Raw genomic sequence first — 12058 nt, forward strand, 5'->3', positions numbered from 1 at the left:
GTCGGCACACTAAATTCTTTATGCTTTTGTCCGTGCTGCTACTCCCTGTTAAAGAGTGTTGACACCAACAAATCAAATTGTGGTGCCCGGAGGCGGAATCGAACCACCGACACGAGGATTTTCAATCCTCTGCTCTACCGACTGAGCTATCCGGGCAACGGAGCGCTATTAAACGGATTTTCTTCATAACCGTCAACACCTTTTTTGAAAATAATTAAAAAAAACGTTCGTTAGTTGTTTTTTTATTCAAAAGTGAGGCTTACGTTTTACCTTGGTTAAAATCTTTCTTGAATTTTGTTACTTTTTCTAAGTATCGGCGCGACTCTTTGTTTGGGTGCTTTTTAGTAAGTGCCCAGTACGCTTGGCTAGGTTGCAGCGAGTTTAGGTCTCGCATTGCTCGTTTTCTGTCCTTGCTGAAGGTATTGAGTACGCCACCCGTGCCGCCGTTGTATGCTGAAATCATGCTGTACTCGAGCGTTGTCGGGTGTTTCACATCTTTCAAATAACGATTTTTGAGTATGTAAAAGTATGCGGTGCCGGCATCAATATTGTTTTCTGGATTGAATAAATACTCAGGGCTGGGCTCTCCAGGCTTGTTCTTTACTAACTTAAACACATCTCGACCAGCGGTTTTAGGCACCACCTGCATAAGACCGTATGCATTCGCCCAGCTCACCGCGTAGGGGTTGAAACTACTCTCTGTTTTGATAATCGCGTAGATCAAGTCTTCAGGGATGTCGTAACGCTGAGATGCTCGTCGAACGATATCGGCATATTGATAACTACGTTGACTGGCGTGATCGGCCACCATTGGGATTTCAACGTAATAGGCTTTTTTAAAGTCGACTTCTTTGGTTTTTAGGTTATTGGCGATCAGGTAATCAGCGAACTGGTTAGCGCGCCAAGTCCATTGAATAGGCTTTTTCTCTTGGTCTACAACTTGATTGTAGAGGAAAGGCTTGCCTTCTAATTTAATGCTTTTGGAAGAGAATAGGTCGACGTGCGCCGGATCATCTGGCGTCAAAAGCGTCGTCATGATCGCATTTTTGAGGTGTTTTTTAGGTTCAGTCGAGGAGACGGTTTCTACCGTTATGAGGCCTTCGCTAAAGTTTACTTCTGAACGGCTCAGGTAATTATCTATGTATTTCACATAGTTACTCTTACCTGCCATTTTTACTTCACTACTGCCCCAGCGTTTTTGGATATTGCCAGAAAAGCTATTAATCAAAGCATCTAGTGCTCCGGTGTCTTTTTCAAACTGACCAGGTAGCTCCGCTAAGTTGCTTACAAATCGGTTGGTCGGTTCGTAATTAACATCATAAATGCTTTCGACAAATTCACGGCTGCAGCCAGTTAGTAACATGGCTGTTAGGAAGTAACTTAGCTTTTTCATAGTTCCTCATACAAAAATGACATCGCAGCGTTAACCATGATGTCATTAAAAATTGCTTAAATAAATGTCTTATTCGCTTGGTGGAGTATAGCCATCAATTACGACATCTTTACCTTCGAAAAGGAAGTTAACCATCTCAGTTTCAAGAAGTTTACGATGCTCAGGATCCATCATGTTTAGCTTCTTTTCATTGATAAGCATAGTTTGCTTGCTTTGCCATTGTCCCCAAGCTTCTTTAGACACGTTGTCAAAGATACGCTTACCTAAGTCACCTGGGTAAAGTTGAAAATCTAGGCCTTCAGCATCTTTTTGAAGGCGAGCACAAAATACAGTGCGGCTCATAGTGGTTCCTCTTATCGCGTTCGTTGATTCAAACGTCGTCGTTCAGTTCAAAGGGTAGGCTCTCAATAAGCTGCTTTACAGGAGCGGCTAGGCCAATTTCTTCCGGTTTTGATAAGTTATACCAGAGACCTTTAGTCCCTTCCATTATCAAATCTGGTTGTTTATCTAATTTCACTAATACTGGCGTGATATCTAAGTGGTAGTGGCTGAAAGTGTGTCTAAACGCAATCATGGTCTTGCTCGAGTCGGTTTGAGTGTCTTTGATCGAGCGAAGATCTAGTTGATGTTCGATCTCTGCGTTTTCATTTTGAGGGAAACAAAACAATCCGCCCCAGATACCAGATTGAGGGCGCTGTTCGAGCCACACTTGGTTATCGTGATACAGAATCACAAACCATGTTTCTTTTACTGGCTTCTCTTTCTTAGGCTTTTTGCCAGGGAAGTCGAGCTGTCTATCGAGCTTCTTAGCCTCACACATGCTTTCAATTGGACACAAGGTACATTTAGGCTTGCTACGAGTACAAACCATCGCACCCATGTCCATCATTGCTTGGTTGTACTTATCGACATCTTTGTTCGGAGTATGTGCTTCGGCGTGTTCCCAAAGCTGGTTTTCGACTTTCTTTTGCCCCGGCCAACCTTCAACGGCAAAATTTCTCGCAAGCGTTCGTTTTACATTGCCATCAAGAATCGCATGAGGAAGCTTATGAACTGAAGACAGCACTGCTGCTGCAGTCGAGCGACCAATCCCCGGTAGCGCGTTCATCTCTTCGATAGAAAGCGGAAATTCACCACCATATTGCTCAGCAACGATCTTGGCTGCTTTATGTAGATTACGAGCTCGTGCGTAATAACCAAGCCCTGTCCATAAGTGGAGTACCTCATCTTGTTCGGCGTTCGCTAGGTCGATAACCGTTGGAAAGCGTTCTAAGAAGCGTTGGTAGTATGGAATCACCGTAGCAACCTGAGTCTGCTGAAGCATGATTTCAGATAGCCAAACGGTGTAGGCGGATTTGTTTTGTTGCCAAGGTAATTCTTTACGCCCGTAGGCGTCATACCACTTTAATATGGCGGTTGCGAAAGGAGTCACGACATGCTCTATGCTTTGCTATTATTAGAAGCGAAATTGCACCACACTTAACGTTGGATGTAAAACAGACAAATTGTGTGGGAATTTATCCACGGAAAGACTTGCACCGGAGGCAATTCTTTGGATAATCCCCGCTTTGATTAATCAATGTGCAGGCAAAAATCAATGAGTGAAGTGACCACTAACGAATATACTGAAGACGGCAAACTGGTTCGTAAGATCCGTAGTTTTGTTCGCCGCGAAGGCCGCTTAACAAAAGGCCAAGAGAACGCGATGAATGAATGTTGGCCAACAATGGGTATCGACTACAACCCAGAGCTTCTTAACTGGAAAGAAGTATTTGGCAACGATAACCCGGTTGTACTAGAGATTGGCTTCGGTATGGGTGCATCACTGGTTGAAATGGCAAAGAACGCACCTGAGAAAAACTTCTTAGGTATTGAAGTTCATAGCCCAGGTGTTGGTGCGTGTTTAGGTACCGCTCGCGATGCTGGTGTAACTAACCTGCGTGTAATGTGTCACGATGCAGTAGAAGTATTCGAACACATGATTCCAGATAGCAGCCTGCATACACTGCAACTGTTCTTCCCTGACCCATGGCACAAAGCTCGCCACCATAAACGTCGTATCGTTAAGGCTGAGTTTGCAGAGATGGTTCGCGGTAAGCTTCAACTTGATACTGGTATTTTCCACATGGCAACAGACTGGGAAAACTACGCAGAACATATGATTGAAGTGATGAACGTAGCTCCAGGCTTCGAGAACATCGCTGAAGATGGTGATTACATCCCTCGTCCGGATGAGCGCCCGCTAACTAAGTTTGAAGCTCGTGGCCACCGTTTAGGTCATGGTGTTTGGGACATTAAGTTCAAGCGTACTAAGTAACTCCGAATCAAATTAAGTGAAGGGCAATCCGACTTAGGGTTTAACCCCTACACTTTATGGGATTGATTAAAGCCAACATTATTGTAATGTTGGCTTTTTTGTCCTTAGGCTTTTATTGCTATAAAGGCTTAAGGACAGAAAGTAACACCCCTACAAAAATAACAATATAGAAGTAAGCGCACATGAAACCAACTCAAGCTATTTTGGCCGAGATCTTAGACGAAGTTCGTCCTTTAATTGGACAGGGAAAGGTCGCTGATTATATCCCTGCACTGGCTCGCGTATCGAACCAGAAACTGGCGATCGCGGTATACACCAATGAAGGTGAGGTGATTAAAGCAGGCGATGCTGAAGAAGCATTTTCTGTGCAATCTATCTCTAAAGCCTTAAGCCTGACGCTAGCTATGGTGCTATATAAGCCTGAAGAGATTTGGCAACGCGTAGGCAAAGAGCCTTCTGGTCAAGCCTTTAACTCGATGATTCAGCTTGAGATGGAGCAGGGGATTCCCCGAAACCCGTTTATCAATGCGGGTGCTATTGTCGTAGCAGACCTATTACAAAGCCGTTTGTCTGCGCCGAGACATCGCTTGTTAGAGTTTGTGCGCCAGTTGTCGGGCGACACTCATATTGTGTATGACAAGATAGTAGCGGCGTCAGAAATGATGCACAGCGATCGTAATGCGGCTATCGCGTACTTGATGCGCTCATTTGGTAACTTTGAAAATGATGTTATCCCTGTTCTGAATAACTATTTTCATGCCTGTGCGCTTAAAATGACGTGTGTGGACTTGGCAAAAACCTTTAGCTACTTGGCAAACAAAGGCGTGTCGGTTCAAACCAAGAAAGAGATCATCACGCCAGTTCAAACCAAGCAGTTGAATGCTTTGCTTGCCACATGTGGTTTGTACGATGGTGCGGGGGAATTTGCCTACCGTGTTGGTATGCCAGGAAAGTCGGGTGTCGGCGGCGGTATTATTGCCATTGTTCCGGGTGAGATGACAATCGCAGTGTGGTCTCCAGAGCTTGATCCTTCTGGCAACTCGCTCGCAGGTACTAAGGCTCTAGAGTTGCTTTCAGAGCGAATTGGTCGTTCTATTTTCTAAGAGAAAGATGCGAGATTCGAGCACGGACGTTGTCCTATAGAACGCTTCGCTCCGAGAGAGGGCTATAAAACAAAAAGGGTTGACCCTAAAGCCAACCCTTACGCAATGCTTCTCGAATCTCGATCTATTCGTCTTCTTCTGCCATAAAGGCTTCCAGCAAGTCATTTAGGAATAGCTTCCCTTTTTCAGTGATCTGCCAGTGAGTGTCGGTTTCGTTCAAGTAGCCTAGCTTTTTTGCCCATTCAATCGTTTCTTGAATCGAGTCAAAACCAAGCCCAGTCGTATCGATGAAATCTTGCTTTGGACATGCTTCCATTAACCTAAAGCGGTTCATGAAGAACTCAAAAGGGCGGTCTTCATTCGGCACTTCAAACTCATCGGATAGGTATGGTTTCACCATGTTCTGGTAAGCCGCTAAATAGCCTCTAGGGTGTTTAACCTTAGTGGTGCGAACAATGCGTCCATCTGCAAAGCTCAGCTTGCCATGAGAGCCACAGCCAATACCTAGGTAGTCACCAAAGCGCCAGTAGTTGAGATTATGCTGACACTGATATCCGGGCTTGCTGTAGCCTGAAATTTCGTACTGTACATAACCTGCGTCTGCGAGCTTCTTATGGCCTAAGTCGAAGATATCCCAAAGGTCATCATCGTCAGGCAGCTTTGGCGTTTTGTAATAGAACATGGTGTTAGGTTCTATTGTTAGTTGATACCAAGACAAGTGTGGAGGATCGAGTTCGATCGCTTTGTCTAGATCCGCCAATGCTTGATCTATGCTTTGATCCGGCAAGCCGTGCATGAGATCTAAGTTGAAACTATTCAATCCGATCTTATGTGCTAAGTGAGCGGCGTTCACTGCTTCATCTTGACCATGAATACGCCCAAGTCTTTCTAGCTTCTCTTGCTCAAAGCTTTGTACACCAACCGAGATTCGAGTAATACCAGCCTTTTGGTAACCTGCAAAACGTTCAGCTTCAATGGTGCCTGGATTAGCTTCCATGGTGATTTCTATTTCAGGTTTGAACGGGATGCGCTGTTCAATGCCTTGTAACAATCGGCCAATTCCTTCAGGAGAAAACAGGCTTGGGGTACCGCCACCAATAAAGATCGAATGCAGTGGGCGAGGCATACCATTGAGCTGATATTTTCCGATATCAGTATCGAGATCCTCAAGCAGTGCATCGATGTACTCTTTTTCAGGGATCTCGGCTTTCAGAGCGTGAGAGTTAAAATCACAATACGGACACTTTTGTACACACCATGGGATGTGTACATAGAGGCTAAGTGCGGGTGGTATTAGCGCTGCGTCGTGCATTACAGAGCTTGCTCCTTAAGGGCTTTAAATAGTGACGCAAGTGCTTTGCCACGGTGTGATAGTTGCTTTTTACGTGAAGATTTAAGCTCTGCTGATGCGCAGTTATCTTCTGGAACAAAGAATACGGGATCGTAGCCAAAGCCATTCTCACCATGTTCTTCGGTAAGGATGCGACCTTCCCATTTTCCGTGACACACCAATGGTGTTGGATCGTTTTCGTGACGCATTAGCACCAACACACAGTGGAAACGCGCAGTACGCTTTTCAGTTTCGACACCTTGCATCGCGTTTAGCAATTTTTCGATGTTCTGCTTATCGGTTGCCCCTTCACCTGAGTAACGCGCTGAGTAAATGCCCGGAGCACCATTTAAGTAATCAACCTCTAAACCTGAGTCGTCAGCAATGGCTGGCAGCCCTGTTTCTTTCGCTGCGTGGCGAGCTTTGATGATGGCATTTTCAATGAAAGTCGTTCCTGTTTCAGCGACTTCTGAAACGTTAAATTCACTTTGCGCGACAACGTCAAAACCAAACTCAGACAGAATATCTGCCATCTCGCGAACTTTACCTTGGTTGCCTGTTGCTAAAACAATCTTACTCATGGGAATGTAACTCTAAATAAGTTAATAAATGAAAAGTAAGGTTTGAGCTTACTCTTCTATATAGAATTTCTGTGTGAAACGCAGTGGACCAGTGCCTTTTAGGCCTGCGTTCACATCGATGTCGAAGGTGATGTTTTCTTCGTGAGTTACGGGGAACTCAGCAAGGTAATAAATCGCATCGCCTTCTTTGATTTCTCGAAACTTCAAAGTACGGGTGTTTCCAACGAGGTTCTTCGCTGTTCCGGTAATTTTAGCCGTTGTCGCAGGCTCGCCTAGAGAAGCCTTGTCTAACACGCTGATGTTGAGGATTGCTGAGTATCCATTTCGCTTAAGTTTGTATTGCTTAGCGACTTGCGAAGTTAAGAACGTGGAATTAAAAGCCGAGTAATGAACCTCGACATCCTTAATATTCTTAAATTGCCCTGCTGAGCTTGGTAAGGCAACAAGAGCGGTGAGTAGTGCTGTTATCCATAAACGCATAATGACTCCAATAAATAGCAAAAAGCCATCATAGGATGGCTTTGACTTCAGTTGGGATTTGGCTTGGCGAGCATATTCGAACTTGTTTGTGCCTACCGAGCTCTCCCTTTTCTATCTTAATTTGCCCTTTTGCGACCTTAAACTGTTTCGCAAGGTATTTCGCTAAATGGGCATTGGCTTTGCCATCAACCGGTGGTGCAGTAATGGCAATTTTCAGTTCCTCACCGTGCAAGCCGACAATTTTGTCTCGGCTTGCTTTGGGTTGGATATAGAGCCTAAGAAGAATATCGTCTTCCTCGGCCCAAACCGCTTTTGGCATCGTCAAAGTACCTGATGTTCGTACTTAAATTATAGCTGATACCAAATAGGACCAATCATGTCGCCCATTAGGAAGTTCGCAAATTGCAGAACAATGAACAGAACCAGTACGCTTAGGTCGAAACCACCCATGTCCGGAAGGATACGGCGGATAGGCACTAGCATTGGTTCAGTCAGTTGATGGAATACGTACTCGATTGGGCTACGACCTTGGCTAACCCAGCTTAGGATTGCACGGATAAGTAGAACCCAGAAGATCAAGCCACCAGCTGCTTTGAGCAGAGACAGTGCACCAAAGATAAGGAAGCTAATATCGAAAACGGCAGCACCGCCAGAGATAATCAGGTTTAGAGCAACGAACTTAAGTACACACAGCACATAAGCGAAAACAACGGTCGCCAGATCAAGGCTGCCGATTGATGGAATAACTCGGCGTAGTGGGGCAACAACCGGTTGTGTCGCTTTTACGATGAATTGTGAGAATGGGTTGTAGAAATCTGCACGTGATGCTTGTAGCCAGATACGCAAGATTACAACCATGATGTAAAGATCAAAAACGGTCGAGATCAGAAAGCTCATCGAGTTCATATTGTTTCCTTTTTCGGATTTACTTGTCGCTTAGATATAACCAGAGCGGCAAAATGCTTAAAACAGTTTTTCCATCTCTTCAGCTCGAGCAACCGCCGCTTGCATGGCTTTTGCTACGATGTCTGATAGTTGATGTTCGTTAAACGTGCGTAGTGCTTCTGCGGTCGTACCGCCTTTTGATGTCACTTGTTCACGCAGTGTTGATAATTCAGTATCTTGGTTTGCTACCACCATCTCTGCCGCGCCTAATGCAGACTGCTGCACTAGCTTACGAGCGGTTTCTTGGTCAAAACCTTGGTTGATTGCTTCAGCTTGCATCGCTTCCATAAACAGGAAGAAGTAAGCCGGAGCGCTACCCGCCGCCGCAATGATGTTGTTGATTCCAGACTCTTGTTCAACCCAGCTTACTTCACCAACAGCTTGCATCAGCTGAGAAGCAAAGTCTTTATCATCTTGGCAGACAGTTGCATCGGCATAAAGACCACTCATCCCTTTACCAAGCAGTGATGGCGTGTTTGGCATCACACGAACAAGGTTAAGTTGGCAGTTTAACATCTCATTGAGTCGATTCGCATTAATACCCGCGGCAATTGAGATAACCAGTTTGTTGCTGAAGTCGATATCTTGTAAGGGTTTACATACATCAGCCATCATTTGTGGCTTCACGGATAACACAACAACGTCTGCTTGCTCTGCTGCTGCAATATTATCGCTGGTGGTATTGATGCCGTATTCTTGTTCTAACGGCAGCCTTCTGGTTTCTGAAGGTGCTGTCGCAGTAATCTTTTGCGCTGGGTAACCACTCGCAACTAAGCCCGCTACAATTGAGCGAACCATGTTTCCCGCCCCAATAAAGGCGATGTTCTTATGTTCCATATATAAAATCCTGAGCGTGTCGCTGCGCGGATAAGGCGAAGCGGTATCAATACTTGTACTTGTCGTTGGTTACTTACTACGGCTATTTCGCGTAATCACGAGCGCCGAAAATAGCCGTTCCAATACGAACCATTGTGCTACCAGCCTCAACTGCTGCATCCATATCACCACTCATCCCCATCGAAAGGGTATCAATGTCTGAATATTTCGCGGCTAGCTTGTCTTTAAGCTCTGCCAGTTGAGAAAATGCATTAAGCTGAGATTGATAGTCAGATACGTTTGCAGGAATCGACATCAATCCTCTTAAGGTGAGGTTGGGGAGCGATGAAATCAACTCCGCGAGTGCAAAAACTGTCTCTTCTGAGGTTCCAGATTTGGACTCTTCACCACTGGTGTTTACCTGAATCAACACTTGCAGAGGTGGAAGCTCGCTTGGTCGTTGATCACTAAGCCTTTGCGCGATCTTATCGCGATCGACGGAATGCACCCATTGGAAGCTTTCCGCGATTGGGCGGGTTTTATTGGATTGAATTGGACCAATAAAATGCCACTCTAAATTTAGGTTAGAATGTTGTTCTGAAAAGTGTTTTACTTTATCTACACCTTCTTGAACATAGTTTTCACCAAAGGCAACTTGGCCTCCGAGTGCGGCTTCTAGAATCGCATCAATAGGTTTAGTTTTGCTGACGGCTAAAAGTTGTACGGACTCTGGAGCTCGTCCGCACTTTTGCTCAGCACTACGAATCTGTGAGGTGATTTGTTCGATATTTTGTTGAATACTACTCATAGCTGACTTTACTTAAGGGAAAATAAATGGATATCACTGAGTTACTAGATTTTAGTGTAAAGCATAACGCGTCAGATCTACATCTTTCTGCGGGTGTATCTCCAATGGTACGTATAGATGGTGAAGTAAGGAAGCTTGGAATCCCAGCTTTGAGTCATGCTGATGTGCATCGTTTGGTTTTTGAGATCATGAGCGATTCACAACGCGGCGAGTTTGAAGAAAAATTGGAAGTCGACTTCTCTTTTGAATTACCCAATGTTGGTCGCTTCCGTGTTAATGCGTTTAACCAAGCTCGTGGCTGCTCAGCTGTCTTTCGAACTATCCCTGTCGAAATCCCGACTTTAGATCAGTTAGGCGCACCTGAAATCTTCGAAAGGATTGCTAACTACGAAAAAGGCTTAGTGCTCGTTACTGGTCCAACTGGCTCTGGTAAATCAACGACTCTTGCGGCGATGGTTGATTACGTAAACCGTAATCACAACAAGCATATCCTGACGATTGAAGACCCGATTGAATTCGTTCACACCAACAATAAATGCCTAGTCAACCAGCGTGAAGTTCACCGTGATACTCATAGCTTTAAAGCGGCACTGCGCAGTGCGTTACGTGAAGACCCAGACGTGATTCTGGTTGGTGAGCTTCGTGACCAAGAGACGATCAGCTTAGCGTTAACCGCAGCAGAAACGGGTCATTTAGTGTTTGGTACTCTGCACACCAGTTCTGCGGCAAAAACGATCGACCGTATTATCGATGTGTTCCCAGGTAGCGATAAAGATATGGTTCGTTCGATGTTGTCTGAATCACTACGCTCGGTGATTGCCCAGAAGCTGCTAAAGCGTGTTGGTGGTGGTCGTGTGGCGTGTCATGAAATCATGATGGCAACACCTGCGATCAGAAACTTGATTCGTGAAGATAAGGTCGCTCAGATGTATTCGATCATTCAAACGGGCGCAGCACATGGCATGCAAACCATGGAGCAAAATGCGAAGCAGCTGATGGCGCAGGGCTTGGTTGATTCGGAAGAGGTCGAGAAAAAGATCGAAATTGAAACCTCAATGTTTTAATCAAGGTGGACACAATGGAATTGAATCAAATCCTTGAGGGAATGCTTTCTCAAAAGGCATCGGATCTTTATATCACGGTCGATGCGCCAATCCTGTTTCGTGTGGATGGTGAATTACGCCCCCAAGGAGAGAAGCTGAATGCGGCTCAGGTTGCTCAATTACTTGATGCGATGATGGAACAAGAACGACGTGATGAGTATCAGCAAACGCGTGAGGCTAATTTTGCGATTGTGCGTGACTTTGGTCGTTTTCGTGTCAGTGCATTCTTTCAGCGAGAGCTACCTGGAGCGGTCATTCGACGTATCGAAACTAACATCCCAACCTTTGAGCAACTAAAGCTTCCTGATGTACTACAGGACCTTTCAATTGCTAAACGCGGACTTGTGCTGGTGGTTGGTGCGACTGGCTCTGGTAAATCAACCTCGATGGCTGCAATGACAGGCTATCGCAATACCAATCGCTCGGGGCATATTTTGACGGTTGAAGATCCGATTGAATTCGTCCACGAACATAAAAAGTGCATCGTGACGCAACGTGAGGTCGGGCTCGACACCGAGAGTTACGAAGTCGCGCTTAAGAACTCGCTACGCCAAGCACCAGACATGATCTTGATTGGTGAAATTCGTAGTCGTGAGACTATGGAATACGCGATGACCTTTGCTGAAACGGGTCACTTGTGTATGGCAACCTTGCACGCCAATAACGCTAACCAAGCGCTAGAGCGTATTCTTCATTTGGTGCCGAAAGAGCAGAAAGAACAGTTCTTGTTTGACCTATCGATGAACCTACGTGGCGTGGTCGCTCAGCAACTCATTCGCGACAAGAATGGCAGCGGGCGTCATGGTGTATTCGAGATTCTGCTGAATAGCCCTCGTGTGTCTGACTTGATTCGTCGTGGTGAACTACACGAACTGAAAGCAACTATGGCTAAATCGAAAGAGATAGGTATGCAGACTTTTGACCAAGCTTTGTATGATTTAGTGATAGCAGGCAAGATCAGCGAAGAGGATGCGTTCCACAGTGCCGATTCTGCTAATGACTTGCGCTTAATGCTCAAAACCAGACGTGGTGATGACGACTACGGAACTGGGGCGTTGGCTGGTGTTAAAATTGATATGAACTAGAGATGAGTTCTTGGTGCTTGGTATTAGACGTTAATAAAAACCCGCTCTAGAAGCGGGTTTTTTGAGGAGCATATAAACGGTGTTTTTCAAGGTAGTT

General features: G+C 45.3%; 14 protein-coding genes and 1 tRNA gene. 4 read left to right on the forward strand and 11 right to left on the reverse strand.

Annotated elements, in window-relative coordinates:
- Positions 1-80: 80 nt before the first annotated feature.
- The 4 genes from AB4484_RS18795 to mutY all read right to left on the reverse strand — a co-directional run bounded on the left by AB4484_RS18795 (position 81) and on the right by mutY (position 2825).
- Positions 81-156: transfer RNA gene (locus AB4484_RS18795), tRNA-Phe, on the reverse strand.
- Between the two features lie 103 nt (positions 157-259).
- A complete protein-coding gene (mltC, locus tag AB4484_RS18800; protein ID WP_048605852.1) occupies positions 260-1393 on the reverse strand; it encodes a membrane-bound lytic murein transglycosylase MltC in 1134 nt (377 codons plus the stop codon).
- A 69-nt stretch (positions 1394-1462) separates the two neighbouring features.
- The gene (locus tag AB4484_RS18805; protein WP_010435637.1) at positions 1463-1735 is read right to left on the reverse strand and encodes an oxidative damage protection protein; all 273 of its coding nucleotides are present in this window, start codon (positions 1733-1735) and stop codon (positions 1463-1465) included.
- Positions 1736-1763: 28 nt separating this feature from the next.
- On the reverse strand, positions 1764-2825 hold the full coding sequence (mutY, locus tag AB4484_RS18810) for an A/G-specific adenine glycosylase (protein ID WP_372079775.1): 1062 nt from the start codon (positions 2823-2825) through the stop codon (positions 1764-1766).
- 165 nt (positions 2826-2990) lie between these two features.
- On the opposite strand from mutY, the gene trmB reads away from it, so the two are divergent.
- Together trmB and glsB are read left to right on the forward strand one after the other, a co-directional pair.
- The gene (gene trmB / locus AB4484_RS18815; RefSeq protein WP_004735468.1) at positions 2991-3710 is read left to right on the forward strand and encodes a tRNA (guanosine(46)-N7)-methyltransferase TrmB; all 720 of its coding nucleotides are present in this window, start codon (positions 2991-2993) and stop codon (positions 3708-3710) included.
- A gap of 182 nt (positions 3711-3892) precedes the next feature.
- Entirely contained in the window at positions 3893-4813 is a 921-nt protein-coding gene (gene glsB / locus AB4484_RS18820; protein WP_048611451.1) for a glutaminase B, read from the forward strand.
- Between the two features lie 124 nt (positions 4814-4937).
- On the opposite strand, the gene hemW is transcribed toward glsB, so the two are convergent.
- The 7 genes from hemW to AB4484_RS18855 form a co-directional block, all read right to left on the reverse strand.
- Positions 4938-6125: a radical SAM family heme chaperone HemW gene (hemW, locus tag AB4484_RS18825; protein WP_372079778.1), complete on the reverse strand. Its 1188-nt coding sequence runs from the start codon at positions 6123-6125 to the stop codon at positions 4938-4940.
- Positions 6125-6724, reverse strand: coding sequence for an XTP/dITP diphosphatase (locus AB4484_RS18830; protein ID WP_372079780.1), 600 nt, complete (start codon positions 6722-6724; stop codon positions 6125-6127). The genes hemW and AB4484_RS18830 overlap by 1 nt, the downstream gene beginning before the upstream one ends.
- A 48-nt stretch (positions 6725-6772) precedes the next feature.
- The gene (locus AB4484_RS18835) at positions 6773-7204 is read right to left on the reverse strand and encodes a DUF4426 domain-containing protein (protein ID WP_372079782.1); all 432 of its coding nucleotides are present in this window, start codon (positions 7202-7204) and stop codon (positions 6773-6775) included.
- Between the two features lie 28 nt (positions 7205-7232).
- Positions 7233-7523: a DUF167 family protein YggU gene (gene yggU / locus AB4484_RS18840; protein ID WP_009847703.1), complete on the reverse strand. Its 291-nt coding sequence runs from the start codon at positions 7521-7523 to the stop codon at positions 7233-7235.
- A 29-nt stretch (positions 7524-7552) separates the two neighbouring features.
- Positions 7553-8110 carry a YggT family protein gene (locus AB4484_RS18845; protein WP_017067798.1) on the reverse strand — a complete coding sequence of 186 codons (558 nt, stop codon included), beginning with the start codon at positions 8108-8110 and terminating at the stop codon, positions 7553-7555.
- 57 nt (positions 8111-8167) lie between these two features.
- Positions 8168-8986: a pyrroline-5-carboxylate reductase gene (gene proC / locus AB4484_RS18850; RefSeq protein ID WP_372079784.1), complete on the reverse strand. Its 819-nt coding sequence runs from the start codon at positions 8984-8986 to the stop codon at positions 8168-8170.
- A gap of 82 nt (positions 8987-9068) precedes the next feature.
- On the reverse strand, positions 9069-9773 hold the full coding sequence (locus AB4484_RS18855) for a YggS family pyridoxal phosphate-dependent enzyme (protein ID WP_061038610.1): 705 nt from the start codon (positions 9771-9773) through the stop codon (positions 9069-9071).
- A gap of 26 nt (positions 9774-9799) precedes the next feature.
- On the opposite strand from AB4484_RS18855, the gene AB4484_RS18860 reads away from it, so the two are divergent.
- The gene (locus AB4484_RS18860) at positions 9800-10837 is read left to right on the forward strand and encodes a type IV pilus twitching motility protein PilT (protein ID WP_017062242.1); all 1038 of its coding nucleotides are present in this window, start codon (positions 9800-9802) and stop codon (positions 10835-10837) included.
- A gap of 14 nt (positions 10838-10851) precedes the next feature.
- Positions 10852-11961, forward strand: coding sequence for a PilT/PilU family type 4a pilus ATPase (locus AB4484_RS18865; RefSeq protein ID WP_372079786.1), 1110 nt, complete (start codon positions 10852-10854; stop codon positions 11959-11961).
- The last annotated feature ends 97 nt before the right edge of the window (positions 11962-12058 follow it).

This window comes from Vibrio sp. 10N.261.46.A3 (assembly GCF_041472995.1).
Classification (GTDB): domain Bacteria; phylum Pseudomonadota; class Gammaproteobacteria; order Enterobacterales; family Vibrionaceae; genus Vibrio; species Vibrio coralliirubri.

Excerpts from the sequence above, each read along its gene's own strand:
- mltC (WP_048605852.1), bottom strand. The coding sequence starts at position 1,393 with ATGAAAAAGCTAAGTTACTTCCTAACAGCCATGTTACTAACTGGCTGC.
- AB4484_RS18805 (WP_010435637.1), bottom strand. The coding sequence starts at position 1,735 with ATGAGCCGCACTGTATTTTGTGCTCGCCTTCAAAAAGATGCTGAAGGC.
- trmB (WP_004735468.1), top strand. The coding sequence starts at position 2,991 with ATGAGTGAAGTGACCACTAACGAATATACTGAAGACGGCAAACTGGTT.
- glsB (WP_048611451.1), top strand. The coding sequence starts at position 3,893 with ATGAAACCAACTCAAGCTATTTTGGCCGAGATCTTAGACGAAGTTCGT.
- hemW (WP_372079778.1), bottom strand. The coding sequence starts at position 6,125 with ATGCACGACGCAGCGCTAATACCACCCGCACTTAGCCTCTATGTACAC.
- AB4484_RS18830 (WP_372079780.1), bottom strand. The coding sequence starts at position 6,724 with ATGAGTAAGATTGTTTTAGCAACAGGCAACCAAGGTAAAGTTCGCGAG.
- AB4484_RS18835 (WP_372079782.1), bottom strand. The coding sequence starts at position 7,204 with ATGCGTTTATGGATAACAGCACTACTCACCGCTCTTGTTGCCTTACCA.
- yggU (WP_009847703.1), bottom strand. The coding sequence starts at position 7,523 with ATGCCAAAAGCGGTTTGGGCCGAGGAAGACGATATTCTTCTTAGGCTC.
- AB4484_RS18845 (WP_017067798.1), bottom strand. The coding sequence starts at position 8,110 with ATGAACTCGATGAGCTTTCTGATCTCGACCGTTTTTGATCTTTACATC.
- proC (WP_372079784.1), bottom strand. The coding sequence starts at position 8,986 with ATGGAACATAAGAACATCGCCTTTATTGGGGCGGGAAACATGGTTCGC.
- AB4484_RS18855 (WP_061038610.1), bottom strand. The coding sequence starts at position 9,773 with ATGAGTAGTATTCAACAAAATATCGAACAAATCACCTCACAGATTCGT.
- AB4484_RS18860 (WP_017062242.1), top strand. The coding sequence starts at position 9,800 with ATGGATATCACTGAGTTACTAGATTTTAGTGTAAAGCATAACGCGTCA.
- AB4484_RS18865 (WP_372079786.1), top strand. The coding sequence starts at position 10,852 with ATGGAATTGAATCAAATCCTTGAGGGAATGCTTTCTCAAAAGGCATCG.